Origin of the sequence: Flavobacterium yafengii (genome assembly GCF_030010375.1) — a bacterium.
Lineage (GTDB): Bacteria > Bacteroidota > Bacteroidia > Flavobacteriales > Flavobacteriaceae > Flavobacterium > Flavobacterium yafengii.
In genome coordinates this window covers 1,015,659-1,041,645 of the sequence record NZ_JASCRY010000001.1, presented here as the reverse complement: position 1 = coordinate 1,041,645, position 25,987 = coordinate 1,015,659, and the positions used below count along the sequence as shown (strand labels likewise).

Here is a 25,987-nt window from a genome sequence, read left to right as displayed (position 1 = left end):
TCGTAATTCATAATTCATAATTTAAAAATGCCACTAACCATAATCAATTCGTTTGCCTCTTGGGTTCTAAAACAAAGAATTCATCAGATCGAACTTTTCCTAAAATATCCAAATGAGGTTCAGGAAGAATTGCTTATGAATTTAATTCAGTCATCCAAAAATACTGCTTTAGGCAAAGAATATGAATATGCTTCGATACATTCCTACGCGACTTTTGCTGAAAGAATTCCTATTTCTACTTACGAAGAATTACAGCCCTTGATTGAAAGAACCCGCAAAGGCGAACAAAATGTTTTTTGGGAAACACCTATAAAATGGTTTGCAAAATCAAGCGGAACAACCAATGCCAAAAGTAAATTTATTCCGGTGAGTAATGAAGCGTTGGAAGATTGTCATTATAAAGGAAGTAAAGATTTGTTGTGCTTGTATTTAAATAACAACGAGGATTCAGAATTGTTTCTTGGAAAAAGTCTGCGTCTTGGCGGAAGTTCCCAAATCTATGAAGACAACAATACGTTCTTTGGGGATTTATCTGCAATATTGATTGAAAACATGCCTATTTGGGCGGAGTACAGCAGTACGCCAAGCAACAAAATTTCCTTGATGAGCGAATGGGAAACTAAAATTGCTGCGATTATAAACGAAACTAAAAACGAAAATGTAACCAGTTTCGCCGGAGTTCCTTCCTGGATGTTGGTTTTAATGAATAAAATGCTGGAAGAAACCGGAAAGGGAAATTTATTTGAACTTTGGCCAAATTTGGAAGTCTACTTTCACGGAGGCGTAAATTTCGAACCGTACCGAGACCAATACAAAAAAATACTACCTAAAAAAGAGTTTCAATATTACGAAATATACAATGCCTCTGAAGGTTTTTTTGCTATTCAGGATTTAAATTATTCCAGTGATTTATTGTTAATGCTGGATTACGGAATTTTTTATGAATTCATTCCAATGGATACTTTTGGGACACCGGAACAAAAAGTAATTCGACTGGCAGATGTGGAACTGTTCAAAAATTATGCTTTGGTAATCACCACCAATTCCGGTTTGTGGCGTTATTTGATTGGCGATACCGTTCGTTTTACGTCATTAAATCCATACCGAATTCGGGTTACGGGAAGAACCAAGCATCACATTAATGTTTTTGGCGAAGAATTAATGGTCGAAAACACGGATCAGGCTATTGCCAAAGCGTGTAAAATGACCCAAATGGAAGTAGTCGATTACACTGTTGCGCCTATATTTATGGAAGGCAAAGAAAAAGGCGCCCATGAATGGATGATTGAATTCAAAGACAATCCGGCTGATGTATCGCAATTCCAGAAAGCATTGGATGAATCCATACAATCCTTAAATTCAGATTACGAAGCGAAACGTTACAACAACATGACGTTAAATCCGTTAGTAATAAATATAGCCCGTAAAAATTTATTTTATGATTGGTTAAAAGACAAAGATAAATTAGGTGGACAACACAAAATTCCAAGATTATCCAACCAAAGGGATTATTTGGAACAACTGAAAAGCATGCAGTTTCAAACCGTATAAAAAATGATACGATGAAAAATACCTTCTACATCTTGATAACACTTTTTTTCTTGAGTTCCTGTGGACCGCATAGAATGCGTTGTGGTGCCAGAGGAATTTGTAAATCTCCCGAAAAGCAAACATTGGAAAAACCTGAAAAAGTGTTTACCGTTAAAGCATAAAAAAGGCTGTCCGAAAAGTAATTTAGGACAGCCTCTTTTTATAATTATTGCAGTATTTTACTCCTCCTCCATCATATCAATATGCCTGTCGTGGTAGCCTAAAAGGTATAAAACACCGTCCAGACCTAAGCTGGAAATAGAGCTTTCTGCTTTTTCTTTTACCGTAGGTTTGGCATGAAAAGCAATTCCTAAACCTGCTAAATTCAACATTGGTAAATCATTGGCACCATCACCCACAGCAATAGTCTGGTTGATGTGTATTCCTTCTTTATCAGCAATGGCTTGAAGATATTCTGCTTTCTTTTTACCATCAACAATTTCGCCTATATAGTTGCCCGTCAATTTTCCATCTTTGATTTCCAATTCGTTAGCGTGAACGTAGTCAATCCCTAATTCTTTTTGTAAATAATGACCAAAATAGGTAAATCCTCCTGATAAAATAGCGGTTTTATAACCGTAATATTTCAAGGCCTTCATCAAGCGATGCGCTCCTTTTGTTATGGGCAAATTTTCAGCAACTGTTTGTAGTACATCTTCGCTCAAGCCTTCTAACAAAGCCATACGCTGTTTGAAGCTTTCGCTAAAATCAATTTCGCCGTTCATCGCTGATTCCGTAATGGCTCTTACTTGCTCACCCACACCAGCTAATTCAGCCAATTCATCAATTACTTCTGTTTGAATTAACGTAGAATCCATATCAAAACACACCAAACGTCTGTTTCTTCGATACATATTGTCTTCTTGAAAAGAAATATCCACATCCAACGTTCTGGAAATTTCCATAAAACTGGCAGTCATAAACGTTTTATCTACAATAGTTCCCGTTACCGATAATTGTATGCAAGAACGAGGGAATTCTTCTTTATCAAGAATAGAAACCCTGCCCGTTAATCTTTTGATCGCGTCAATATTTAAATTTTGGTTTGACAATATTTTAGTAACAGCTGCTAATTGAACCGCAGTTAGTGTTTCACCCAAAACATTTATGGTATAACGTTGTTTGCGTTGTGCTTTTACCCAAATTTCGTAATCAGCAATAGTAATTGGAATAAACTTGACTTTAACCCCCAATTCATACGCTTTAAACAATAAATCTTTTAAAACAGGCCCAGAAGAAGAACCCGCTTTTATTTCAAATAAAATACCTAAAGATAGCGTGTCATGAATATCTGCCTGTCCAATATCTAGAATAATGGCATCATAAGTCGCCAAAATGGATGTTAAACCAGCTGTTACCCCCGGCTTGTCCTGACCAGAAACTTTTAATAATATAACCTCTATATCTTCTACTTGCATTTTATAATTATTTGATTTAGAATGGACAAAAATCGACATTCTGACGTTGATAAAAAAAAATAATGTTCCTTTTTTTAAACAATAACAAATAGTTTAAATTACCCATAAAAAAACCTGCCCAAATGAATGAACAGGTTTATTTTTCTGAGAAAAACGCAATTTTTATAATGCAATTCCCAAACGATTTATAAACTTTCACTCCACGTTCCTTTTTTATATTCGCTATCAATTTCTATGTCTTAACATCTGAACATGACAATTCATAAGCGCATCGGTTAAGAACGTTTTGCCTAAAGAACCTAATCCATGAGGAAGTCAGAACTATTTTAATGCTAATTACTTTTCATTTTCATCAAAATTCACCATCCAACTGATTCCAAACTTATCAGCAAACATTCCAAAATAAGCGCCCCAAAAGGTTTGACTCATCGGCATGGTCACCGTTCCTCCTGCCGAAAGTCCGTTAAACAATTTATCTGCTTCTTCTTTGCTTTTCGTATTTATAGAAATTGAAATATTTTGTCCAAAAGTAACTTCGCCACTTGCCGAATTACTGTCACTTCCCATCAATACAGATCCGTCACCAATTGGCAATGAAACATGCATAATTTTATTTCCATCAGCTTCAGAAAGTGCAGGATTGCCCTCGGCTGGTGGCATGTCTTTAAATTTTCCAATGTAAGGGAATTCCCCGCCAAATACTGATTTATAAAATAGAAATGCCTCTTCGCAGTTTCCATTAAAAACTAAATACGGATTAATTGCTGCCATGATTGTAATTTTTAAATTAATATATTATTTTTCTTCTGAAAGTTTCTTTACCAAATCTAACGCTTTTGGCCATGTCGTTTTGAAATAATCGATATACTTTTCGACTGCATCCATTTTAGCTTCTAAAACAGTAATTCCATTGTCTTCGGTCAAACGGTACATTTCCATGGCACCCGCCCATTCTTGAGTCGCATCATCAACAGGCATTTCCTGAAATTTTTTGATTTCACTCAAATGTTTAAAAGCCATGTATTCATTATCAATTTTCTTGAAAATAATGCTGTTCATTCCGTCCCCGTTTGGAGATAAAAAATGAATTTTACTGCCTTCTTTCCAATCGCTTTCTGCATAAGACCCTTCACAAAAAATAGAGGTCCATTGTTTGTATGTTTCTTCATTCCATAAAACGTCCCAAACTTTTTCTTTGGGAGCATTTATCTCGATTTTAAATTCCAGTGTTGTCATTTTGTTTGTTTTTTAAATTGACTTAAATCCTACTGTTTGGGCATTTTACTAAAATCCATGTATAACATATTCCAGCGATGTCCGTCTAAATCCGTAAAACCACAGCCATACATCCACCCTTGAATTTCGGCTGGCTTGTCAAAAACTGTACCTCCGGCTTCTTCTACTTTCTTTGCAAACTCATCCACTTCCTCCCTGCTTTCTGCATCAATTGAAATTAATACTTCAGAACTTGATTGTGTATCTATAATTTTATTTCGCACAAAACCTTCAAATATCGCTTCCTCAAAGAGCATGACTGCAAAATGAGTAGCTCCAACTGACAAGCATGTTGATTGCGGAGTAGCGTATTGTTCATTAAAAGAAAAACCTATTTTAGCGAAAAATGTTTTTGATCTCGCCACCTCTTTTACAGGCAAATTAAGCCATATTTGCTTTGTCATTTTGTTTGTTTTTAAAGGGTTGAATTTTCAACATATTTTTTAAAGTTATCCAAAATTGCCTGCCAGCCATTTTTCTGCATTTCTTCAGAATTTTCTGTTTCCGGGTCAAAACTTTCTATTACTTTTATGCCTTTCGCATCTTTTTCAAAAACAATTTTCACCTTTCTCCGATCTGCCATTTCGTATTCTATTAAAGAATGATTCACTACATTAGTATAAATTCCCTCGAAATCAAAACGCATTGTACCGTCTTTTGAAGCCATCGTGTATTTGAATTTTTTACCCACTTTCAAGTCATTTTCCGCAAAAGGAGTATGCCAATCCTCTGAGGCATTGTTCCACTTCATGACATGTTCCGGAGCAGTCCATAATTCCCAGACTTTTTCAATTGAAGCGTTTATTGTATTTTGTACTGTTATCATGTCACGATTCTTTTTTAAATTTTGGACTATAAATTTACAAAATATTTGAAGTCGGTTCTCTTTTATAATCAATAATATAACTTTAAAATAATCCATAAAAAAAACCTGCTCAAATAAATGAACAGGTTTTATATTTTTAGAAAAGATTAAAAATTAATCTTTATCCGAATTCAAATTACGATGCAATCTCCAAACGTTTCAATAAGTTTTTATTCAACGTTTCTTTGGCATAATCTACGTCAATTTCTAATGTTTTATCATCAGAACTTGGCAGTTCATACATCGCATCGGTTAAGATTGCTTCGCATAAAGAACGCAATCCACGAGCACCTAATTTATACTCTAATGCTTTATCCACAATAAAATCCAACGCTTCATTTGTAATGGTGAATTCTACGTCGTCCATCAAAAACAATTTCTCGTATTGCTTGATTAACGCATTTTTAGGCTGTGTCAAAATCGCACGCAAGGTCTCTCTGTCTAAAGGATCCATATGTGTTAATACTGGCAAACGACCAATAATCTCCGGAATCAATCCAAAATCTTTGATATCCTTTGGGATAATGTATTGCAACAAATTGTCTTTGTCAATATTATCTACATTTTTTGACGTAGAATAACCCACGGCCTGACGGTTCAATCGTTTCGAAATAATTCTTTCGATTCCATCAAAAGCGCCACCGGCTATAAACAAAATATTTTGAGTATTGACCTCCACAAATTTTTGGTCCGGGTGTTTGCGTCCTCCTTTTGGTGGCACATTCACAACGGTTCCTTCCAATAATTTCAGTAATGCTTGTTGTACCCCTTCACCGGAAACGTCACGCGTAATAGACGGATTGTCACTTTTACGAGCAATTTTATCTATTTCGTCAATGAATACAATTCCGCGTTCTGCTTTGGCAACATCATAATCAGCAGCTTGTAGTAGACGAGTCAAAATACTTTCGACATCTTCTCCCACATAACCTGCTTCCGTAAGAACTGTTGCATCAACAATAGCCAAAGGTACATCCAACATTTTTGCAATGGTTTTAGCCACCAATGTTTTTCCTGTTCCTGTTTGTCCCACCATGATGATGTTACTTTTTTCAATCTCAACCTCATCGTCTAATTGCTGTTGCATCAAACGTTTGTAGTGATTGTAAACTGCAACCGACATTACTTTTTTAGTTTGGTCCTGTCCAATTACATATTGATCCAGGAACGCTCTGATTTCTTTTGGTTTTTTCAAAATCAAATCTCCAACCAGTTTTGAACTTCCGCCGGATTTTAATTCCTCTAAAACAATTCCGTGTGCTTGTTCGATACATTTATCACAAATATGTGCATTGATACCAGCAATCAACAAATTGGTTTCTGGTTTCTTTCTTCCACAAAACGAACACTCTAATACTACTTTTGCCATTATTTTAGTCTAATGTCATAAAGTCAAAAGTTGTAAAGTCTGAGCAATGCTTTTGACTTTCGGACTTTTGACTTTCGACTAATAATTTATCCTCTTATTAAAACTTCATCAATCATTCCGTATGCTTTTGCTTCTTCAGCAATCATCCAATAATCACGCTCACTGTCACCGTGCACTTTGTCGAAAGTTTGTCCAGAGTGGTGAGAGATAATTTTGTACAACTCATCTTTCAGTTTCAACATTTCACGTAAGTTGATTTCCATATCCGTAGCAACTCCTTGCGCTCCGCCTGATGGTTGGTGAATCATTACTCTTGAATGTGGCAAAGCCGAACGTTTTCCTGCTGCACCTGCACATAAAAGCACTGCTCCCATAGAAGCTGCCATTCCTGTACAAATAGTTGCTACATCTGGTTTGATGTATTGCATGGTGTCATAAATTCCTAATCCTGCGTAAACGCTTCCTCCTGGAGAATTCAAATAAATCTGAATATCCTTAGAAGCATCGGCGCTTTCAAGGAACAATAACTGTGCTTGAACGATGTTTGCGATTTGGTCATCAATTCCTGTTCCAAGGAAAATAATTCTGTCCATCATCAATCTGGAGAAAACGTCTAATTGTGAAATATTCAACTGACGTTCTTCGATGATATATGGAGTCATGTTTTTAGGAGTCATTGCGCCTACGATTTTATCGTAATACATCGAGTTTACGCCGTGGTCCTTTGTAGCAAATTTTTTAAATTCTTTACCGTAGTTCATATTTTTTTGTTCTAAGTTTTACGTTATATCTTGTGATTCCATTTAATGCAAAGGTCATACCTCTTTATAAATGATGTCAATATGTCTTATTTTTTAGCCCAGATGGGAGTAAAAAGCTTTTTGAATTCCGTTTTTTAGTTTTTTTATTCTTGCAAAGCGACTGAAAGAAGCTCTTGCAGGAATTTAAAAAACAGAAACGGAAGAAAAAACTTGTAACGTACAGCTGGATTAGCTCCTGAAATTAATTCAAACAAAAGAGCGTCAAAAAATATTTTTTCTGACGCTCAAATATAACTATTTTTTATTGTTTACAATCTGTAATCAAATCATAAAATTTTAATAATCTCTGGCGCTCTTAGGGCTTTTGACTTTCGACTTTACGACATACAGACTCCTATTTATTCTCCGTATGAAGCGGCAATAAATTCGTCGTAAGTTACTTCTTTAGTTGTAGGATTTGCTTTCTCTTTGAACAATTCCAATAATTTTTCCGCAACAACTTGGTCAGAAAGTCTTTTCACTTCGTCTTGGTTAGACAAAACTCTAGCTACAATTCCTTGAACTTCTTCGTCAGTAGGATTTGTTTGCCCGAATTGCGCCATTTGTTGACGGATATTTTTTGTAGTGAATGTTTTCAAGTCTTCGAAAGTGATTTTGATATCAGATTGAGCCATTGCTCTACCTTCGATCAATTGAAAACGCAATCCTTTTTCAGAACGTGCATATTCAACTTCAGCTTCCTCAGGAGACAATTTTTTCTCACCAACAGTTTGCAACCATTTTTTCAAGAATTCAGCCGGTAAATCAAATTTTGTGCTTTCGATTAAGAACTCAGTTACATCACCTAATAATTTTTGGTCTGCTTGTTGTGCAAATTGAGTTTCAGCATCTTCTTTGATTTTTGCTTTCAATTCTTCTAGTGAAGAAACTGTTCCAGCTCCAAACAATTTATCAAACAATTCTTGGTTCAATTCTGCTAATTCAGCAGTGTTGATTGCTTCGATTGTGAAGTTTACATCAACATCTAAACCGTGAACGTCATCATGACTTACTTTCATCACGTCCATCAATTGGTGGTCGTCTTCAAATAAACCTTTCGTATTTACAGTCACGACATCACCTACTTTTTTACCTGTGAATAAATCCCAAGTCGCTTTGTCTTTGAAAAGATCAGCAGCAATAGTGGTAGCGTTATTAATTCCTTTTTCTTCGTTAGTGAATGTTCCAGTTACATCTGAATCTGCAGCAACAACTTCTTGAGGAATTGCAGTTCCAAATTGTTTTTGGATTCTTTCCACTTGACCGTCGATTAATTTATCATCAGCAGTAACTACATATTTTACGATGTCGTTTTTAGCATCTAAGTCTAAAGTGAAGTTTGGAACCAATCCAATTTCATATTCAAAAACCAATTCTTCAGCATCCCAAGAAAAATCTTCGTTTACTTTAGGAAGTGGCGTTCCAAGAAGGTTTAATCTTTCTGATTGTACGAAACGCTCTAGAGCCAAATCAACAACTTTCTGAACTTCTTCTTGTTTAATCCCTTTACCGTATTGTTTTTCAACAAGATCTTTAGGCACAGCCCCTTTTCTAAATCCCTTAACAGTTGCCAAAGGCATTTTTTCGTTTATTCTTTTTGCAACTTGTCCTTTGTAATCCATGTGAACAACAGTCATTACAATTGTTTCATTCACAGCGTCTATTGCTACTCTTTTGATATCCATCTTCTTCTTTAATTTACATAATAAAATTGGGTTGCAAAATTATAAAATTTTTGCAACCCAAACAAGCTTTTTAGTCCCGAACCTTCGGGATTGAATTTTAGGCAGTTATTTGACAAAATCACAGGCCGAAAAAGGAAAATAATTTGGGCGTGTCCCTGCAGATTACTTCGTCGTTCCTCCTTGCAACTTTGGGTCTGGCTGTTCGTTATAATCTTTTATTGTGCTGCGCTTCATAAAAGGATTTTCACTGCCATCCTTCACGCGGGTCGAGGTATTCAACAATATAAAGTTGCTTTGATAATTTGTAATAATTTATTTATATATTTGGAAATAGATAGGCACTGACACTTATGAGACAAAGCTACCACATTTAAGTTGGATAAGTCGGACATGTTAGCAGATATAGCATTCAAAACCGTTAAAAAATTAAAAATGAACAGTATCGAGTTACAAAATAGATATTACGATAGTATCGTTGAAAATTATTCACTTCATTGCCAAAATGGTGGGGATTATAATAATTTTAAAAATTTAATAAATTATGACTTATGTTTTCAAAAAATTGACGAATTAATCATAGACGAATTATTAGTTACGTGGTGTTACCATGATTGTATTTCAAAATATTGGACTACAAAATTAATTACTGATTTACTATTGCCTGTAAATATCGACGATTTAATAAAAAATCGATTACATTCAAAAGACACTGAAGACAACATCATTGAGTATTATTACTTTGAAAAGTACAATGATTTTTTAAGTGCAAAAGACAAGTTTTCAACTTCTTTTAAATAAGCTTTTTCGCAAACAACAAACTGGAGATGCTTTGAAATCATACAAAATATTACTTGAACAAAATAAAATAGTTAAGAAAAAAACTAGAAGTTTGAAATAGAGCTACATCTGCTAACAGCTTGTAAACTTTGCAGAAATATCACCCTCAGCTCCGCAAAGTGTTCTTTCAAAGAATAAATTTGTAGTTTAAGCTGAACAAATGTCTCTGACTTTGCGCAGCGGGATAAAAAAAGACCACTCGAATAAAATAACATACTAAATATTTAATGCTAAATGAAGACAATAATTATTAAAAGAGATTATAAAACATTATTTACGCTTATTTTTTTGATACTGTTATTTTTAACTGTTAGATTTTCTTTTATAAAAAATTTAGAAGAAATTGACTCGCAAGTACAAACTATATATGAAAAGTATACTGACAGTTCAAATAATAGTTTTGACTACAGTAAAATAGATAAATTAACTCCTCCTTATTATGATAAGATATTTAGACTTGCAGAAAATTATGGATTTACTATAGTATTATTTTCAATAGTCATTTTCTTTATTCTTCTTAATAAACCAAAGTATAAAAAGTCAAAGTTTTATCTTTTACTGACTATTATAATGATAGATTGGATAATTTTTGCTTCAACAACATCCACAATAAGACTTAGTGCTAACGAGGACGATAAGTATTTTATTTCTTTACTAATCTTTTTACCCTTTCTATTTTATATCTGTAAAGAATCTATTATTGGTAAAACAATTGATATTACAGCAGAAGTTAAAAATGAAATAGAAACAAAGCACGAAGACAGCATAAGCGACTTAAAGAAACTTCTAGAAATGGAATTAATTTCTCAAGAAGAGTATAACGAGAAAATAGAATTTCGCACAAAAGAAAAAATAAGAACAGAGATAAAAGATACAGAAGAGTTTAATTTATTGCTAAAATCTAAACAAAAAGGCTTACTTTCCGAAGAAGAATTCAATACAAAAGTTGAGAATTTAGTATCTAAAAAATCACAAGCCAAATAAGAACAACTACATACAACACAAGCCCTCGCTCCGCAAAGTGTTCTTTAAAAGAAAAAATTTATCATTAATGCTGCGCAAACGTCTCTGACTTTGCGCCCACAATAATGAGCAAATAATAAAACAACAGCCAAATCCAATAACAAAAAAAGCCTCGAAAATTACTTTTCGAGGCTTTTTTAAGATTGTTATTTAGAATTGTAGCCCGTAGCGGAATCGAACCGCTCTTACATGGATGAAAACCATGCGTCCTAACCGATAGACGAACGGGCCTTGTTTTGTATTGCGGGTGCAAAAATAGCACTATTTTTGAGATGCTCAAAGCCAAACCCAAAAACCTTCAAATAAAAACAGCTTGTATTGAACTTGTAAATTGTAATCCATTCAGAACTAACAGCTACCACAAATAAGTTTTTTTAAAACAAGCTGATTTTTCAAAGAACAAATCTAAAATCTAATGAAAGACAACGCTTGTAAACACAAATAATAAAAAAATAGTCCTTAATTCAACGTTACTTTTGTACTTTTGAAATTATAATTAAAACTAAATAGATTGACAAAGTATCTAAAATATCTCCTTTCACTCTTTCTGGCTTTTGGCCTGATGGTGAATGATGGTGCCTTAGATTCTCCATCAAATTCAGCAGATTATTACCAATTCTCGAACGTAATTCTAAGACGAGAATTGAACTCTAAGGATTCGAAATTATACGTGTTCCATCAGGTAAATTCGGCTAAAAAAACGGCATTCCTATTTCAGTTAGCTTATCTCCAATTTCAAGATATTTTTAGTCTTCAAATTCCGGTTCTTCTAAAATCACAAACGCTTCTTTATCAAAAAGTACGTTCATTTGCATCTCAATACATTTTTATAAATGAGATGATTACTTCCCGAAATTCCTATAAAAGTTTATACACAGCCTAGAAATTTCTTTCTACGCATTTATGCAATTCCATGCATAAAGATGATACCAAATGTCTAATCATTTATCATTTACAAAATGTATAAACACAAAACTAAAACACGTTTAGAGGAATCTAAACGCCCTATTCATTGGGCAAAAAGAAAAATTATACTAATTATTACCGCCTTTATGATCGGGATGTCAAACGGAATGAATGTGGGAGACCATACGATTCACGGAAATCAAAATCATACGGAACAACATAAAAAAGATTGATTTGATTGCTTGTACATACGTTGCAACACACAAGCTATAAACGAGAATAGTATTAAAAGTCGGGTTGCGCTACAGCGTCTCCCGACTTTTTAGCTATTTCAATAAGCTATAAATTTGAGTAAGAAATTAGGGGACTTAAATAGAAATCAAAACGGCAATAGCATCACCAACAGTAACAAGACCAGTTCCAGAACCTATCAAGTTTTGTCCAAACAACACATTATTTCCCACTGTTCTGTATTTTGCCAAAGTCCGTAAAGGATCTTTTCCTGAGGTCACTCCTTTTTCTTGGTCAATAGTTGTCATTACGCATCTTCCGCAAGGTTTTACGCCAAAAAAAGTTAGCTCACCTATTGTAAATTCTTTCCAAGATTCTTCTTCATAAGCGTCACTGCCTGTACAAACAAAATTAGGTCGAAACCGATTCATCGGCAGCGCTTCCTTCATACGCGAATTCAAATCATCCAAAGACGATTGACCAATCAACAAAAAAGGATAGCCATCCGAAAAAGAATTAATATCAGCTTCTGTAACGGCATATTTAGCCTCTACTTTTCGGTGACTTTCTTCGGGCATGTAAACCAAACGAGCCGAAAATCCCAATATTCTGGAAAACCAATCTGAAATAACCGAATCGACTTCATACGCCTGAATGGAGTCCTCCCAAACCATCACATCAATTTTAGTTTTGGTCTCCGAAAAAGATTGCTGCAGCGGAAGTTGTATTGTTTCTAATTGTACGCGATGTGTAATATTTAGAAAATCTCCTGCAATTTCAGGTTGAAAAAGAGCTAATTCCGAATGTTCCCTTTGCGACAGAAACAATCCGTTTTCATCAACTAACAACCAACGGCGGTCGTGTTCCAAACCACGATCGGTCACTTGAGCTTCTTGCAATTTAATTCCACCTAATGATTTTACAGGATAAATCCAGATTTCTGAAAGTTGTACCATAGCACTATATTTTCCTCAAAATTACAAAAACAAAGTATTCCGTTTTTAATAATTCAAACTCAATCCAAAACCCATTCCCATATCACTGTCGTAATGCGTGGTAATCCCAAAATTTCTTTTGACAATATAGCGTAAACCCGCCATATATTCTTTGTCCGTATTCCACATTAAATTCATGCGCAATCTTTTGGAAACCGGAATATCCATGCGTTCAAATTGCAATCTGAAATTACCGTCTGTAAATACTTCGGCTTGTGCTTTGATGAGCATTGGCAACGTATATTCGACTCCGGCACTGAAAACAGCACGATTGTCTTTGGTATTGGTTTGACCAAAAAGATTCTCTTCGATTGCTCCCATTCCCATTTTGCGATACCGCCAGTCAAAACCAATGAACGGCATCAGCCATTGCATTTTCCCAATGTATCGCCCAATGTGTGTTTCAGTTTCATACCCATGATGATTGGTGTAGCCCAAACGCCATTCAGTACCAATACTCCAACGCGTGTTTTGAATCATCACCATTCCGTCATTTCCATTGGTCGCAAAATCATTTTCGGCCATCACATGAAAAGCCCTGTCATCAGCAAATAATTTGCGTTGCGCTAATTTTGGATTTGGAATCAAAGGATTTGCCTCTTGATTTTCATAACTAAAAACCCTTCCCATTCCAGCCATCATGTGATAGAGAATGTGGCAATGAAAGAACCAATCGCCTTTAACATTTGCATTAAACTCAATCGTGTCAGTTTCCATCGGCATAATGTCGATGATGTTTTTCAGTGGAGCGTATTCTTCTTTTCCGTTCAGCACCCTAAAATCATGTCCGTGTAAATGCATCGGGTGACGCATCATCGAGCCGTTGAAGAGAACAATTCGAACGTTCTCTCCTTTTTTAATTAGTATTTTATCGGCTTCCGAAACTACTTTATTGTCCAGACTCCAAACGTAGCGATTCATGTTTCCTGATAATTCAAACCGCAATTCTTTTATGGGTGCGTCAGTTGGCAAAGTTGTTTTCGTGGGGGATTTCAGCATCGCATAATTCAATGTCGTGATATCCGAAAGTACGTTGGAGTCGTACTGATTGTGATTGGCATGCTCATCCTTTTTCTGACTTTCGCCTTCTGACTTTTGACTGTTTCCAGTAATTTCAGGATACATTACCACATTCATGTCCATTTGATTCAAAGACATTTTCATTCCCATATCATCTAAATCACCATTCATTTTCATCATGCCGTTCATCATCTTCATGCCTTCAAAATACTTTAATTTAGGCAAAGGCGAAATCAGTTGCTTGATGCCATCCCCTAAATACAATGATGCCGATTTGGTCCTGTCTTCCGAAGTGACTAAAAACTCATACGCCGTTTTATCGGCAGGAATCGTCACAACAACATCATACGTTTCAGAAACAGCAACGATTAATCGGTCGACTTCAACAGGTTCCACATCATTTCCATCACTAGCAACAACAGTGATTTTTCCTCCAGCATAATTCAACCAAAAATAAGTAGAGGCACCACCATTAGCAATTCGAAGCCTCACTTTCTCACCCGCTTTAAACTGCGAAAGCTGGCTTTCATTTTTCCCGTTGATCAGGAATTTATTGTAATACACATCACTTACGTCCATGGCGTTCATTCGTTTCCATTCGTTGGTGACTTTTGTCTTAAAATGTCCCGCTTTTATAGCTTCAGAATAGCTTTGCGTAGTTCCTTTTTGAATCGCAAACCAGTCCGTCGCATTGTGTAACATTCGATGCACATTTTCCGGTTTCATATCCGTCCATTCACTCAGAATAATTGGAACGGTTGACAAATCATCAATTCCTTTTCTAAAGGTTGGATCATCCGATTTTTTATTCATTACAAAAGAACCGTACATCCCAATTTGTTCCTGCAAACCCGTATGACTGTGGTACCAATGCGTTCCGTGCTGGATAATTGGAAACGTATATTTATGGGTGGTGTGTGGTTTGATGGGCATTTGTGTCAAATTAGGCACGCCGTCTTCTTTATTGGGCAAAAATAATCCGTGCCAATGCAACGAAGTATCTTCATTTAATTCATTATGCACATAAATTTCGGCAATATCGCCTTCGGTAAACGTGAGTGTTGGCATTGGAATTTGTCCGTTTACGGCAATTGCTCTTTTGGGTTTATCACCAAAAGTGACAATTGTATCCCGAACATATAAATCGTAACGAACTACTTTTTGCGCGGCAGCATTCAATGCAAAAAGTAAGATTATAATTATAGAGTGTTTTTTCATATTAAGATACTGTTTTTTTTAGCGGAACATGGCATCGCCATTCTTCATGCCGATTTCTTGTTATAATTTTAAATTTCGCAATCGCAACGCATTTGCAATTACGGAAACAGAGCTGAAACTCATCGCCAAAGCCGCAATCATTGGCGAAAGCAACACTCCAAAAAACGGATACAAAACGCCCGCAGCAATTGGAATTCCCAACACATTATAGAAAAAAGCAAAGAATAAATTTTGCTTGATATTTTTCATCACGGCATGGCTTAAGTTTTTCGCTTTGACGATACCTTGTAAATCCCCTTTTACCAATGTTATTTTCGCGCTTTCAATAGCCACATCTGTTCCGGTTCCCATCGCAATTCCGATATCGGCTTGCGCCAAAGCCGGAGCATCGTTGATTCCGTCACCTGCCATAGCCACAATTTTCCCTTCGGATTGCAATCGTTTAATTTCCTTGAGCTTGTCTTCGGGCAAACAGCTGGCTTTAAACGAACTTAAATTCAATTGTGTAGCCACTGCTTTTGCTGTATTTTCATTATCGCCCGTTAGCATAATCACCTCAACTCCTTGGCGCATCAGTTCTTTTATGGCTTCAACACTTGTTGCTTTTATGGCGTCAGTTATCGATACAAATCCTACCGCGATTCCGTCCACTGAAATGTAAGAAACCGTTTTTCCCAGTTTTTGTTCGGCTGTGATTTTATTTTCTAATTCTTCAGAAACTGAAACATTTACTTGCTCCATCAATTTTTTATTTCCGAGCGCCACTTTTTTATTGGTAACTGTTCCAATGACTCCTTTACCAGAAATCGCTTCAAAATCCTTGACTTCGATTAATGAAACTGCTTTCGCTTTCGCAAAATTGACTACGGCTTGCGCCAAAGGATGTTCGCTGTATTGATTTAAAGATGCAATGCTTTGCAACAAAGAATCTTCATCATTATTTAAGGAAAATACTTTTTCAACCGAAGGTTTTCCTTCCGTGATGGTTCCTGTTTTATCCGTAATCAGAACATTTACTTTATTCATATTTTCCAATGCTTCGGCGTTTTTTATCAAAACTCCCGATTGTGCTCCTTTCCCAACACCAACCATCACCGACATGGGCGTGGCTAATCCCAAAGCGCACGGACATGCAATTATCAATACGGCAATCGCATTGATAAATCCATAAACCATTGCGGGTTCAGGACCAAATTGTGCCCAAACAAAAAAGGTAATTGCTGATACAAAAACCACAATTGGCACAAAATATTTAGCGATTTTATCGGCTAGTTTCTGAATCGGTGCTTTCGAACGACTGGCGTTATTGACCATTTGTATAATTTGCGAAAGCAAGGTTTCCGAACCTACTTTTTCAGCAATCATCACAAAGGATTTATTGCCGTTTATCGTTCCGGAACTAATGCTATCGCCTATTTTTTTATCAACAGGAATAGGTTCTCCCGTAATCATCGATTCATCAATGGTACTTTCGCCATCGGTGATTTTTCCATCCACCGGGATTTTATCTCCAGGTTTTACCCGCAATAAATCTCCTTTTTTGATGTCGTGAATCGAGATGATCGTATCTTTTCCATCGCGTACCAAAACGGCTTCGGTCGGCGCTAATTTCAACAATTCTTTTATGGCTCCACTTGTTTGGCTGTGTGCCCTGGCTTCTAACAATTGTCCCAATAAAACCAATGTTAATATGACTGTTGTTGCTTCAAAATAGAGTGAAACCGTTCCGTTGTGCGTTTTAAATTCATCCGGAAAAACAGCTGGGAAAAACATCCCAACTAAACTAAATAAAAACGCCACACCTGTACCAATTCCGATAAGGGTAAACATATTGAGATTCCAAGTAACAATTGATTTCCAAGCGCGCTCAAAAAACATCCAACACGCATAAAAAACGACTGGAAGCGAGAGTATTAATTGTACCCAATTCCACTTTTGGGTACCCATAATTTTCATTAATGGATTATTCGGAATCATATCTGACATGGCAATAATAAAAATAGGAACTGTACAGACTACCGCTATTTTCATTTTGCGCACCAAATCATTGTACACCTTATTTTCTTCAGAATCGGTAGGTTCCATTGGCACTAAATCCATCCCGCAAATGGGACACGAACCGGGACCGTCTTTTATAACTTCGGGATGCATCGGACAAGTGTACATTGTTTTTGCAGCACTTAATTCTGGTACTTTTTCAAGATTCATTCCGCACACCGGGCAACTTCCCGGTTTATCATACACTTTTTCGCCCTCACAATGCATCGGGCAATAGTATTTACCTTGTGAATTAGCGGGTAAAATTACGGTTGGTTTCTGTTGTTGTTCATTCGAACTGCAACATGATTTTTCGATTGGCTTTTCAGTAGCTTCACGAGAATCAGTCGCATTATTCATGGCAATTGTATAGTTTCCTGCTGCAGTTAAGGCCTCTTGTAATTGAGCAGTGGGAAGGTGTTTATCCATTGTTATTGTTGCCATTGGCGGATCCAAAGTAACTGTTGTTTGAATCCCATCCATAGCATTCAATGTTTTTTCGACTTTGGAACGACAACCGTCGCAAGACATTCCGGTAACAGTATAGGTATGTTTCATAATGTTGAATTAAAAAAAATCGGTTCTATAAAAAGTATAGAACCGATTTAAAAAAAAATTTAATGTTGATGATTCTCTTCTTTTTTGTCACTTGCTTTTGGAGTCATCTGCATACCACATTTTGGACATTTTCCAGATTTATCACTCATTTCTTTCGGGTGCATTGGACAAGAATAGGCCGGTTTTTGAACGTCTTGAGGAGTCATTTTCATTCCGCATTTAGAGCATTTTCCAGGTTTATCAGCAGTTGTACCGTCCATTTTGCAAACGTATTTTGTAACTACTTCTGTTTTTTTTCCTTTACCTGAGGTGTCGTGTTTTAGTGTTTTTACTAATTTCATTCCACATTTACTGCATTCTCCTTCTTTACTGCTCATCTCTTTTGGATGCATTGGACAAGCATACATTTCTTTATGGGTTTCCTTTTGGGACGATTTCACAGCTTCTTGAGCTGATGCCATTGAATTTACTGCTAAGAATACGCTTAGTACGATAATTAATGTTTTCATTTTTTCTATTATTAAAATATTAAACTAAAGATTCATTTCTACTGTTCAAAGGTACTCGGCCTGATATTTTGACTTGTTGTAGAATTTTGGAAATGATTTGTAAGTTTTACAATCCATCAATTTGCAATCTGTTATTTTCTTTTAATTGTTTAAAATGAGTTGGCGTAACGCCCGTGATTTTTTTAAATTGATTGCTCAAATGCGCTACATCACTGTAATTCAATTTAATTGCAATTTCACTTAAAGTTAATTCTTTATACATTAATAATTCCTTTACTTTTTCAATTTTTTGAGCAATAAAATAATGCTCGATAGTTGTGCCTTGAACTTCTGAAAATAAATTACTCAAAGTACTGTAATCTTGCCTTAGTTGACCTGACAAATAGTGCGATAAATTGGTTTTTAATTCATTATTTTGATGGTGTACCAAATCAATAATTAGACATTTGATCTTTTCTATAAGTATCGTTGTTTTGTCTTCTAACAATTCAAATCCAAGCGATTGTAATTTTACTTCTAACTCTTGCTTTTGGTTCTCTTTGAAATTTTCTAATAGTTCCACTTCCCCCAACTCCACCGAAACAGGAAAAATTCCAATTTTTTCGAGCTCAGATTTCACAACCATTTTACAGCGATCGCATACCATATTTTTGATGTAGAGTTTCATCGCTATTAAATTGCTTCCACCATTCTGCCACAAGTTAACATCTCAGAACCGTAATATGGATTTTTAACGTCTTTGGTTTCGCTTATCCAATAGCCATCTTTTCCTTCATTATACATTGGACAATAATCCTGATATAATTTTTGTTTTGTTCCAAAGGTTTTTATCAAATCATGTACATCTTTGCTCAACAGCGCAAAATATTCTCTTTGATGATCCATTTTCCCGGCATTGTCACCAATATGTTTCACATGTTCCTTAGCATTTTTAGCAATGTCATTGTATTTGTTTTTCAGTTTTACATTAGAAATAGTATTAGAATTCACTCTATCAAACGCAGCATACAACCCTTTTCCAGCATTGGCAGCACCATTGGAATTATCTTTCACCAATGCATTTTTAAGCTTTAAATAACTGCTTACAATTTCATCAATTGTAAACGAAGTTGCGACAACTGTTTTAGTGGCTGCGACTATATTTTCTGTTTTAACATCAGTCGTACCGGCATCAATTTTTTCTGTTTTTGGCATTTGCGCCACTTTTTCTGTTAGCTCCATACCACATTCAGGACATTCTGCGCCTTTTTCGCCGGTAACTTCAGGATGCATCGGACACGAATACAATTCCGAAGTCGTTTTGGTTGCAACTGATGTATCAGCTTCTGTTTCTTTATTTTTTTGATTGCAAGAAACGGATACTAATGCTAATGTGATTATTGATAGGATTGTATTTTTCATTTTAATAAATTATTTAATTGTTTAATTATTACAGCGAATTGCTGTAGTGTTTGACGACTCTTTTTTAAAAATCCATTTGGTGCTGATTATCACTTGTTTTATTTTGAAACATTGAAAAAGTTATATTCTAAGTTCAGATAAAATCCATTTGGTGCAGACCGCAACATAGAACTGTATAATTCATGCCTGTAAGCTACATCAATTCGTGCTTGGCTGTTGATGATAAATTGAATGGAAGGCACAATATCCAAATATGATTTCCCATTTTCGTTTAATGTCTGCCCAACAAACTCAACCATTGTATTGATATTTGTTTGTTTAAAATTAGTGTATTTTTTTGGATACATCAGTCTTCCAAACGATACTGTATAATTGGTAGCGTTATCACTTTGTGTTGTTGGAAATCTGTAATCCGGTTTATTATCAAATGCTTTTTCAAAACTGACAGAAGCGCTTATGGCTACCTTTTTTATAAGCTGCGTAGCAACAATTCCCGTTTCAAAACCAGTATTATGCCCCATGATTTCTATCAGTTCCTGATGGATATCGGCATTATTAAAACTATATCTTCCAAATGCTGCCATCCTGAAATGACTCTGCAAATCATCCGTGGAAAGGAAACGATATTTAGTATAAAAACTGGCGCCTTCAGTAACCAACTGATTGCTCCTATTGCTGACAAACATAGATGTTCTCACCATCAAATTTTTATTGACACCCCAAGTAACTTCGGGCATGACATGATAACTATATCCTGATTTCATTTGTTCCTTAAAAATGGATTGTCCCAAACGAACTCCTAATGAACCCGCAGGAACATTACTTGCCGGATCAGTAACCACAAAAAGTTCCTGAGCCGATATTCCTTGAATAAGAAAAAACGTAAATACGATTAAAAATTTTCTCATTAAATTACAGTTTTAATATGGTAATCGTCTTCATTATCTAATGGATATGACGCTGTTTTTGAAAATGTTTTAAGCAGTTTTTTATGCTCTTTTTGAGTGACATATCCTTTATCAAAAACCCTTACTTTTATTTCACCGTTACTGTTTTTAAGTTCTTCATTCAATAAAACGAAAGTAGAACCGTTTACTGAAATGGTATTATCGCCTTCAGTTTTAAAGCTTTCTGCAGGCATTGTAATTACTAATGAACCGATAAAAAAGCCTGCTTTTTCAACGCCTTCTTTCAGTACTCTTGGCATTATTTTACTTTCTTTTTTAAAATAAACCGTGAAGGTATTCGTATTCAAATCAGTACTCACGCTATCCACACCAACGGTTGCTTTCAGTTGTTTGTTTATCGCATTGGAACACATGGAACACGTTAAACCTGTAGCAATTATTTCTGCTTTTGATATTTGAGAATAGGATTTTAAACTTGTCATTAAAACCAAACAAGCAATACCAATGAATTTCAAATTTATATTTTTCATTTTGTTTTATTTTTTTATTTGCATAATTATTTGTTCCTCTGTAGGATTGATGGCAACTAATTTTCCTGAAGCATCAAATAAATACGAATTGGGTAATTCTTCTACTCCAAAAAGCAGTGCTGATTTAGCATCAAAACCTTTAGCATCGATTAATTGCTCGTATGCTAATTTATCTTTTTGAATGGCATTCATCCACTTCGTTTTGTCCGTATCCAGCGATATCCCAACAATTTCGAAGTTGTCATTTTTATATTGATTGTATAAAGGAGCTAGCTTTTTATTAGCCAGTCTACAAGGCGCGCACCAAGAAGCCCAAAAGTCAATCAATACTGTTTTTCCTTTCAGAGAAGTCAAATTTATTGTTGCTTCTTTATTATTTTTAAGTTGAAAATCAGGCAAACTATCTCCAATTTTCATTTGTGCAGTTGCAGTTGAAATACTGATTATCAAACTGAATAGTAGCATTATCTTTCTCATGTTATATTCTTTTTAAACAGTTATTGAATCGTTTCGACTGTTTTTCCGCAAGTCATCATTTGAGAACCGTAATATGGGTTTTTAACCGCGTTCTCTTTACTCAACCAGTTTGCGCCTTTACCACCGTTTGCCATAGGACAAAACTGAAGATAAACCGGAGTTTCGTATTTAGCCACTTTTATCAATTCGTACATTGATTTTGAAAAAGGAATAAAAAATTCTCTTTGACGTTTGATGTCTTGAGTTTCCGAAATATTCTTGGCACCAGCCATTAAACCGTTCATTTCTTTCATCCAAACGACGTGAACATCCATAGCAAGTTCTTCCATTTTTACTGCATTCAAAGCTGTTAAAACGTCTTTCGCAACAGTAGCAGCCGCTTTTCCATCTGTTTTTACCAAAGCATCTTTCAATAAGAAATAGGTATCAAAAACAACTTTTAATTGCGTATTCACTTGCTGTTTTGCAATTGCAGTATCAGAATGATTGGCGTGGTTTGCATGATTTTCTGCAGCAGCACTTTCCATTTTCATCTCTGTTGAAACGGCTACTTTTGCTTCTCTTTCATATTGACAACATCCATGTAATGCGTCATAAGTAGCATCCGGAGCTAGAAATTTATCGCTGTCATAACCGGCTAAAGCAATGCGTTTCAAGATTTCGTCCTGACTCGTTTTAGAGGAATCATACGTAAGTGTTGCCATTTTAGAATCTTTATTCCACTCGACTTTTGCCACTTTTTTCAGGTTTCCGGCAGTTTCTATCTTGCTTTTACACATGTCACAGTTACCGTATATTTTTACCGTTTCTGTTTTACCGTTTTTAATTTGCGCGCTTGCAATTGTAACTGAAAGCAATAGGATTATTGCCATCAATACTCTTTTTATTGAGTTCATTATATGAATAATTTTGAGGTGAATTAGTCGCAAAAAACATTGAAAACAATAGCCTGTTTCGCTATATTTCAAATTGTATTCGACTAAAATTTAATGATTATAAAAGCATAAAATGCTTTGAAACTGACAGTTTTTTGGCTGTCAAAGAAGGAATTTAGCTTATTTTAGGTGGAAGCCAAATAGAACGGAAATCTGAGGAAATAAAGATTTCTGAGTAATAATAATTTTGTTTTTCAGTAGAAAAACTGAAAAGTTGATTATTCAATTCAGTGTAAGACAACGAAGTCATCCCTAAATAGACGGTTGAACTGCTGCAAGTAACATTTTTACAAGCTCCATTACAACCTTCATGAGATTTCTCTTTTGAAGACTGTTCTTTTTTACAACATTCTTTTTTATCCTTTTTTGAAGAGGATTCTTTTTTGCAACATGCCTTCTCAGTTTTTGTTCCACATGCAAAAGCCACGCTTGGTGTCATAAAGAAACCAAGCATAACTAATAACACTATGTAAAACTTTTTCGACATTGTTTATCTTATATAGAAGCACAAAGGTATAAAATTATACAAATACTGTAAATTAATTCATTCACAAATACATGTTAAAACAATTCCTTATTTTCCTTCGCCTAATATTCCATTCATTATGGACTGTAATACTGACAAGATAATACTAAAGAATAAAGCGGTCCAAAAGGTATCTACACTAAATCCGCCCACAATTTTCGTACACAACAAAATCATTAATGCATTAATTACCAATAAAAACAATCCTAATGTAATGATGGTAACCGGCAATGTAAGTATTACCAATATTGGCTTGATAAATATATTAAGTAACCCCAGAACAATTGCTACGATTAATGCTGTAGTAAATCCTGCCACATGAACCCCCGGCATAAAGTTCGCAATTAGCAATACTAAGCCCGAAGTGATAAGAATTTTGATCAGTAAATTCATGAATTTTTGTTTTAAAGTTTTAATAAATGTAGTGAAAATTTAAAATTATCACGTTTATTTCAAGAAAGAAGTCACTTTTTGATAAAACTCAGTTGGGTTTTCGGCATGAAGCCAATGCCCTACATTAGGAATCGTTTCGATGCTTGAATCCGGGAAATGTTGTTTTATATTTTCGAAATCACTGTCCAAAATATAATTAGATTTTCCTCCGCGAATAAACAGAGTTGGCTTTTCAAAAATTGAATTCTCCGGTAACGGAATTCCTATTTCATCCATTTTATGATTAAATACTGCCAAATTAAATCGGAAAGCAAGTTGTACCGGCTCTTGCCAAAATAAATTTTTCATCAGGAATTGTCTGGTTCCAAAATCAGGAATATAACTGGTCATGATTTCTTCGACTTCGTTGCGGCTTGGTTTTTTGGAAAAATCTATGGCGTTCAATCCCGCCAAAATATCCTGATGGTGTTGCGGATAAAATTTTGGTCCAATATCAGCCACAATTAATTTATCCACTAATTCAGGATGTGTCGTTGCCAATAGCATCGCTACTTTTCCGCCCATCGAATGCCCGATGATATTGATGTTTTCTAATTTATGAGCTTGACAATACTCGTAAACATCCTGCGCCATGATTTCATAACTGAAATCTTCTGAATGTAAGCTTCGTCCGTGGTTGCGTAAATCGAGAATATGAACTTGAAAATCAGTCGCGAATTGCGTTCCGAGTGTTTTCCAATTATCAGACATTCCCAGAAATCCATGAAGGATTAAAAGCGGTTTTCCTGATCCTTCTATTTTTGAAAAAAGCATATGGTTTTAGATTTTAACGTTATAATTTAAATTACAAACCATTAAGAAATTAAGGTCATGAAGCTTTTGACTTAATCTATCTTAATTTCTTAATGGTTTAAAAAACTATTTTAATTTTTGCAAATACATGTTCACCACATTATCCAAGCCTAGATAAATGGCTTCAGAAATTAAAGCGTGACCGATAGAAACTTCCAGTAATCCCGGAATGTTTTGTTTGAAAAACTGAATGTTATCCAAACTTAAATCGTGACCTGCATTGATTCCTAATCCAAGTTCATTGGCCAAAATCGCTGATTGTGTGTATGGTAAAATTCCGTTTTGATTTCCTAAACTGTATTGATGTGCAAATGCTTCGGTGTACAACTCGATTCTTTCGGTTCCAATTTTTTTAGCACCTTCAATCATTTCGAGAACAGGATCTACAAAAATGGAAGTTCTGATTCCGTTGCGTTGAAATTCCTGAACGATTTCGGTTAAATAAGACGCATGTTTTATGGTATCCCAACCTGCATTAGACGTTATGGCATCAATTGCATCTGGCACCAAAGTCACTTGAGTTGGTTTTATTTCGAGTACCAGATCGATAAATGTTTTCTCTGGATTTCCTTCAATATTATATTCGGTGTAAACAATAGATTTTAAATCTCGGGCATCTTGATAGCGGATGTGACGCTCATCCGGGCGAGGATGAATGGTAATTCCTTCGGCACCAAACTTCTGAATATCGGTGGCTACTTTTAATAAATTGGGAACATTTCCTCCACGAGCATTTCGCAAAGTAGCTATTTTATTGATGTTTACACTTAACTTTGTCATTAGAACACTTTTTGATTTTGATACTAGTATTTACTTGGAGCAAAAATACAAAGTAAAAGGTAGGAGATTTTGCTTATTTTTGATTATTTTGCATGAAATATTGCCGATTGATTTATGACAGAAATTACAGAATATATCACCAATGACTTTAAAGCGATTGACAGCCAAGATTCTATTGCGGCAGTTCAAGACTTTTTTAGCGAATTACACTTTTCACATTTTCCAATTGTCGAAGAGGGAGTTTACATTGGCAGTATTGCATCCGAAGACATAGAGACTTTTGACAGTCATAAAAAAGTGACTGATTATCGATTTACTCTTGAAGGATTTTTTACCAGAACAAATACGATGTGGCTGGATGTTTTGGAAGTTTTCGCAAAAAATCATACTAATTTGGTTCCTGTTTTGGACGAAAATAATACCTATGTAGGGTATTATGAAATAGAGGACATCATGAAATTTTTTCACGAAACACCCTTTTTAAAAGAACCAGGCGGAATCATTGTTGTTAAAAAAGGAGTTTTGGATTATTCTATGAGTCAAATTACTCAAATTATAGAAAGTAATAACGGAAAACTTTTAGGGTTGTTTATCTCAGAAGCGGATGTTGAAAGTGTTGAAGTTACTTTGAAAATAACTTTGGGCGCGATGAATGAAATCATCCAGACTTTTAGAAGATACAATTACGAAATCATTTCAGAGCATCAAGAAGACAATTATATCAATAATTTAAAAGAGCGCTCCGATTATTTAGACAAATACCTTAATATATAGTTTTCGTTTAACCGATTATTTGTTTAATCGATTAAATGCTAAAATAAACATATCAACATTAAACGATTAAACAAA

The 25,987-nt window shown here is 35.2% G+C and carries 29 protein-coding genes and 1 tRNA gene; 7 read left to right on the top strand and 23 right to left on the bottom strand.

Translation table 11 applies throughout. The features are described from left to right. The first annotated feature begins 27 nt into the window (after positions 1-27). Together QLS97_RS04560 and QLS97_RS04555 are read left to right on the top strand one after the other, a co-directional pair. Positions 28-1,551: a GH3 auxin-responsive promoter family protein gene (locus QLS97_RS04560; RefSeq protein WP_282714509.1), complete on the top strand. Its 1,524-nt coding sequence runs from the start codon at positions 28-30 to the stop codon at positions 1,549-1,551. A gap of 11 nt (positions 1,552-1,562) precedes the next feature. After that, positions 1,563-1,712 (top strand): hypothetical protein, encoded by a 150-nt coding sequence (locus QLS97_RS04555; protein WP_282714507.1) that lies wholly within the window; start codon positions 1,563-1,565, stop codon positions 1,710-1,712. Between the two features lie 57 nt (positions 1,713-1,769). Here the strand turns inward: QLS97_RS04555 and serB are convergent, their stop codons facing one another. From serB to QLS97_RS04515, 8 genes are all read right to left on the bottom strand, one after another. After that, complete coding sequence (gene serB, locus QLS97_RS04550) at positions 1,770-3,008, bottom strand: phosphoserine phosphatase SerB (protein WP_282714505.1); 1,239 nt, start codon at positions 3,006-3,008, stop codon at positions 1,770-1,772. A 336-nt stretch (positions 3,009-3,344) separates the two neighbouring features. Beyond that, positions 3,345-3,779 (bottom strand): VOC family protein, encoded by a 435-nt coding sequence (locus QLS97_RS04545; protein WP_282714503.1) that lies wholly within the window; start codon positions 3,777-3,779, stop codon positions 3,345-3,347. Between the two features lie 24 nt (positions 3,780-3,803). After that, a complete protein-coding gene (locus QLS97_RS04540) occupies positions 3,804-4,244 on the bottom strand; it encodes an SRPBCC family protein (RefSeq protein WP_282714501.1) in 441 nt (146 codons plus the stop codon). A gap of 29 nt (positions 4,245-4,273) precedes the next feature. Further along, entirely contained in the window at positions 4,274-4,687 is a 414-nt protein-coding gene (locus QLS97_RS04535; protein WP_282714499.1) for a VOC family protein, read from the bottom strand. Positions 4,688-4,698: 11 nt separating this feature from the next. Next, on the bottom strand, positions 4,699-5,109 hold the full coding sequence (locus tag QLS97_RS04530; RefSeq protein ID WP_282714498.1) for an SRPBCC family protein: 411 nt from the start codon (positions 5,107-5,109) through the stop codon (positions 4,699-4,701). Between the two features lie 175 nt (positions 5,110-5,284). Continuing rightward, positions 5,285-6,517 carry an ATP-dependent Clp protease ATP-binding subunit ClpX gene (gene clpX, locus QLS97_RS04525; protein ID WP_282714496.1) on the bottom strand — a complete coding sequence of 411 codons (1,233 nt, stop codon included), beginning with the start codon at positions 6,515-6,517 and terminating at the stop codon, positions 5,285-5,287. An 86-nt stretch (positions 6,518-6,603) separates the two neighbouring features. Further along, on the bottom strand, positions 6,604-7,278 hold the full coding sequence (clpP, locus tag QLS97_RS04520; protein WP_282714493.1) for an ATP-dependent Clp endopeptidase proteolytic subunit ClpP: 675 nt from the start codon (positions 7,276-7,278) through the stop codon (positions 6,604-6,606). A gap of 398 nt (positions 7,279-7,676) precedes the next feature. Continuing rightward, complete coding sequence (locus QLS97_RS04515; RefSeq protein ID WP_282714491.1) at positions 7,677-9,002, bottom strand: trigger factor; 1,326 nt, start codon at positions 9,000-9,002, stop codon at positions 7,677-7,679. Positions 9,003-9,434: 432 nt separating this feature from the next. Between QLS97_RS04515 and QLS97_RS04510 the strand changes: the two genes are divergently transcribed. Together QLS97_RS04510 and QLS97_RS04505 are read left to right on the top strand one after the other, a co-directional pair. Continuing rightward, entirely contained in the window at positions 9,435-9,800 is a 366-nt protein-coding gene (locus QLS97_RS04510; RefSeq protein WP_282714489.1) for a hypothetical protein, read from the top strand. 273 nt (positions 9,801-10,073) lie between these two features. After that, entirely contained in the window at positions 10,074-10,823 is a 750-nt protein-coding gene (locus QLS97_RS04505) for an SHOCT domain-containing protein (protein WP_282714487.1), read from the top strand. A 198-nt stretch (positions 10,824-11,021) separates the two neighbouring features. Here the strand turns inward: QLS97_RS04505 and QLS97_RS04500 are convergent. Beyond that, positions 11,022-11,093, bottom strand: a tRNA-Glu gene (locus tag QLS97_RS04500). 280 nt (positions 11,094-11,373) lie between these two features. On the opposite strand from QLS97_RS04500, the gene QLS97_RS04495 reads away from it, so the two are divergent. Continuing rightward, the gene (locus QLS97_RS04495; RefSeq protein ID WP_282714485.1) at positions 11,374-11,745 is read left to right on the top strand and encodes a hypothetical protein; all 372 of its coding nucleotides are present in this window, start codon (positions 11,374-11,376) and stop codon (positions 11,743-11,745) included. 76 nt (positions 11,746-11,821) lie between these two features. Beyond that, positions 11,822-12,001, top strand: coding sequence for a hypothetical protein (locus QLS97_RS04490; protein ID WP_282714483.1), 180 nt, complete (start codon positions 11,822-11,824; stop codon positions 11,999-12,001). A 135-nt stretch (positions 12,002-12,136) separates the two neighbouring features. On the opposite strand, the gene QLS97_RS04485 is transcribed toward QLS97_RS04490, so the two are convergent. The 14 genes from QLS97_RS04485 to QLS97_RS04420 form a co-directional block, all read right to left on the bottom strand. Beyond that, a complete protein-coding gene (locus tag QLS97_RS04485) occupies positions 12,137-12,955 on the bottom strand; it encodes an MOSC domain-containing protein (RefSeq protein WP_282714482.1) in 819 nt (272 codons plus the stop codon). Between the two features lie 45 nt (positions 12,956-13,000). Beyond that, entirely contained in the window at positions 13,001-15,232 is a 2,232-nt protein-coding gene (locus QLS97_RS04480; RefSeq protein WP_282714480.1) for a multicopper oxidase family protein, read from the bottom strand. Between the two features lie 60 nt (positions 15,233-15,292). Then, positions 15,293-17,827 (bottom strand): heavy metal translocating P-type ATPase, encoded by a 2,535-nt coding sequence (locus QLS97_RS04475; RefSeq protein ID WP_282714478.1) that lies wholly within the window; start codon positions 17,825-17,827, stop codon positions 15,293-15,295. Positions 17,828-17,886: 59 nt separating this feature from the next. Then, positions 17,887-18,336, bottom strand: a complete 450-nt coding sequence (locus QLS97_RS04470; RefSeq protein WP_282714477.1) for a heavy metal-binding domain-containing protein — start codon at positions 18,334-18,336, stop codon at positions 17,887-17,889. A 106-nt stretch (positions 18,337-18,442) separates the two neighbouring features. Next, the gene (locus QLS97_RS04465; RefSeq protein WP_282714475.1) at positions 18,443-19,003 is read right to left on the bottom strand and encodes a helix-turn-helix domain-containing protein; all 561 of its coding nucleotides are present in this window, start codon (positions 19,001-19,003) and stop codon (positions 18,443-18,445) included. A gap of 5 nt (positions 19,004-19,008) precedes the next feature. Beyond that, a complete protein-coding gene (locus QLS97_RS04460; RefSeq protein ID WP_282714474.1) occupies positions 19,009-19,737 on the bottom strand; it encodes a DUF3347 domain-containing protein in 729 nt (242 codons plus the stop codon). Positions 19,738-19,835: 98 nt separating this feature from the next. After that, positions 19,836-20,645 carry a hypothetical protein gene (locus QLS97_RS04455; RefSeq protein ID WP_282714472.1) on the bottom strand — a complete coding sequence of 270 codons (810 nt, stop codon included), beginning with the start codon at positions 20,643-20,645 and terminating at the stop codon, positions 19,836-19,838. Next, on the bottom strand, positions 20,645-21,175 hold the full coding sequence (locus QLS97_RS04450; RefSeq protein WP_282714470.1) for a heavy-metal-associated domain-containing protein: 531 nt from the start codon (positions 21,173-21,175) through the stop codon (positions 20,645-20,647). Before QLS97_RS04450 ends, QLS97_RS04455 begins: the two co-directional genes overlap by 1 nt. A 6-nt stretch (positions 21,176-21,181) precedes the next feature. Beyond that, positions 21,182-21,652, bottom strand: a complete 471-nt coding sequence (locus tag QLS97_RS04445; RefSeq protein ID WP_282714468.1) for a TlpA family protein disulfide reductase — start codon at positions 21,650-21,652, stop codon at positions 21,182-21,184. A 20-nt stretch (positions 21,653-21,672) separates the two neighbouring features. Then, on the bottom strand, positions 21,673-22,548 hold the full coding sequence (locus QLS97_RS04440; protein WP_131990226.1) for a DUF3347 domain-containing protein: 876 nt from the start codon (positions 22,546-22,548) through the stop codon (positions 21,673-21,675). 154 nt (positions 22,549-22,702) lie between these two features. After that, positions 22,703-23,053: a hypothetical protein gene (locus QLS97_RS04435; RefSeq protein ID WP_282714466.1), complete on the bottom strand. Its 351-nt coding sequence runs from the start codon at positions 23,051-23,053 to the stop codon at positions 22,703-22,705. 108 nt (positions 23,054-23,161) lie between these two features. Then, the gene (locus tag QLS97_RS04430; protein ID WP_091165627.1) at positions 23,162-23,506 is read right to left on the bottom strand and encodes a phage holin family protein; all 345 of its coding nucleotides are present in this window, start codon (positions 23,504-23,506) and stop codon (positions 23,162-23,164) included. A 54-nt stretch (positions 23,507-23,560) separates the two neighbouring features. Continuing rightward, positions 23,561-24,319: an alpha/beta fold hydrolase gene (locus tag QLS97_RS04425; RefSeq protein ID WP_282714464.1), complete on the bottom strand. Its 759-nt coding sequence runs from the start codon at positions 24,317-24,319 to the stop codon at positions 23,561-23,563. Positions 24,320-24,424: 105 nt separating this feature from the next. After that, positions 24,425-25,138, bottom strand: a complete 714-nt coding sequence (locus tag QLS97_RS04420) for a pyridoxine 5'-phosphate synthase (RefSeq protein ID WP_282714463.1) — start codon at positions 25,136-25,138, stop codon at positions 24,425-24,427. Between the two features lie 114 nt (positions 25,139-25,252). Here QLS97_RS04420 and QLS97_RS04415 point away from each other — a divergent pair, with 114 nt between their 5' ends. Beyond that, entirely contained in the window at positions 25,253-25,912 is a 660-nt protein-coding gene (locus QLS97_RS04415) for a CBS domain-containing protein (RefSeq protein ID WP_282714462.1), read from the top strand. Positions 25,913-25,987 lie beyond the last annotated feature (75 nt).

What these genes read in the sequence shown, in the direction of transcription:
- QLS97_RS04415 (WP_282714462.1), top strand. Translation starts at nt 25,253, where the DNA reads ATGACAGAAATTACAGAATATATCACCAATGACTTTAAAGCGATTGAC.
- QLS97_RS04535 (WP_282714499.1), bottom strand. Translation starts at nt 4,687, where the DNA reads ATGACAAAGCAAATATGGCTTAATTTGCCTGTAAAAGAGGTGGCGAGA.
- QLS97_RS04450 (WP_282714470.1), bottom strand. Translation starts at nt 21,175, where the DNA reads ATGAAAAATATAAATTTGAAATTCATTGGTATTGCTTGTTTGGTTTTA.
- QLS97_RS04530 (WP_282714498.1), bottom strand. Translation starts at nt 5,109, where the DNA reads ATGATAACAGTACAAAATACAATAAACGCTTCAATTGAAAAAGTCTGG.
- QLS97_RS04555 (WP_282714507.1), top strand. Translation starts at nt 1,563, where the DNA reads ATGAAAAATACCTTCTACATCTTGATAACACTTTTTTTCTTGAGTTCC.
- QLS97_RS04560 (WP_282714509.1), top strand. Translation starts at nt 28, where the DNA reads ATGCCACTAACCATAATCAATTCGTTTGCCTCTTGGGTTCTAAAACAA.
- serB (WP_282714505.1), bottom strand. Translation starts at nt 3,008, where the DNA reads ATGCAAGTAGAAGATATAGAGGTTATATTATTAAAAGTTTCTGGTCAG.
- QLS97_RS04465 (WP_282714475.1), bottom strand. Translation starts at nt 19,003, where the DNA reads ATGAAACTCTACATCAAAAATATGGTATGCGATCGCTGTAAAATGGTT.
- QLS97_RS04470 (WP_282714477.1), bottom strand. Translation starts at nt 18,336, where the DNA reads ATGAAAACATTAATTATCGTACTAAGCGTATTCTTAGCAGTAAATTCA.
- QLS97_RS04440 (WP_131990226.1), bottom strand. Translation starts at nt 22,548, where the DNA reads ATGAACTCAATAAAAAGAGTATTGATGGCAATAATCCTATTGCTTTCA.
- QLS97_RS04460 (WP_282714474.1), bottom strand. Translation starts at nt 19,737, where the DNA reads ATGAAAAATACAATCCTATCAATAATCACATTAGCATTAGTATCCGTT.
- QLS97_RS04455 (WP_282714472.1), bottom strand. Translation starts at nt 20,645, where the DNA reads ATGAGAAAATTTTTAATCGTATTTACGTTTTTTCTTATTCAAGGAATA.
- QLS97_RS04445 (WP_282714468.1), bottom strand. Translation starts at nt 21,652, where the DNA reads ATGAGAAAGATAATGCTACTATTCAGTTTGATAATCAGTATTTCAACT.
- QLS97_RS04425 (WP_282714464.1), bottom strand. Translation starts at nt 24,319, where the DNA reads ATGCTTTTTTCAAAAATAGAAGGATCAGGAAAACCGCTTTTAATCCTT.
- clpX (WP_282714496.1), bottom strand. Translation starts at nt 6,517, where the DNA reads ATGGCAAAAGTAGTATTAGAGTGTTCGTTTTGTGGAAGAAAGAAACCA.
- QLS97_RS04515 (WP_282714491.1), bottom strand. Translation starts at nt 9,002, where the DNA reads ATGGATATCAAAAGAGTAGCAATAGACGCTGTGAATGAAACAATTGTA.
- clpP (WP_282714493.1), bottom strand. Translation starts at nt 7,278, where the DNA reads ATGAACTACGGTAAAGAATTTAAAAAATTTGCTACAAAGGACCACGGC.
- QLS97_RS04540 (WP_282714501.1), bottom strand. Translation starts at nt 4,244, where the DNA reads ATGACAACACTGGAATTTAAAATCGAGATAAATGCTCCCAAAGAAAAA.
- QLS97_RS04420 (WP_282714463.1), bottom strand. Translation starts at nt 25,138, where the DNA reads ATGACAAAGTTAAGTGTAAACATCAATAAAATAGCTACTTTGCGAAAT.
- QLS97_RS04505 (WP_282714487.1), top strand. Translation starts at nt 10,074, where the DNA reads ATGAAGACAATAATTATTAAAAGAGATTATAAAACATTATTTACGCTT.
- QLS97_RS04475 (WP_282714478.1), bottom strand. Translation starts at nt 17,827, where the DNA reads ATGAAACATACCTATACTGTTACCGGAATGTCTTGCGACGGTTGTCGT.
- QLS97_RS04430 (WP_091165627.1), bottom strand. Translation starts at nt 23,506, where the DNA reads ATGAATTTACTGATCAAAATTCTTATCACTTCGGGCTTAGTATTGCTA.
- QLS97_RS04510 (WP_282714489.1), top strand. Translation starts at nt 9,435, where the DNA reads ATGAACAGTATCGAGTTACAAAATAGATATTACGATAGTATCGTTGAA.
- QLS97_RS04480 (WP_282714480.1), bottom strand. Translation starts at nt 15,232, where the DNA reads ATGAAAAAACACTCTATAATTATAATCTTACTTTTTGCATTGAATGCT.
- QLS97_RS04490 (WP_282714483.1), top strand. Translation starts at nt 11,822, where the DNA reads ATGTATAAACACAAAACTAAAACACGTTTAGAGGAATCTAAACGCCCT.
- QLS97_RS04545 (WP_282714503.1), bottom strand. Translation starts at nt 3,779, where the DNA reads ATGGCAGCAATTAATCCGTATTTAGTTTTTAATGGAAACTGCGAAGAG.
- QLS97_RS04485 (WP_282714482.1), bottom strand. Translation starts at nt 12,955, where the DNA reads ATGGTACAACTTTCAGAAATCTGGATTTATCCTGTAAAATCATTAGGT.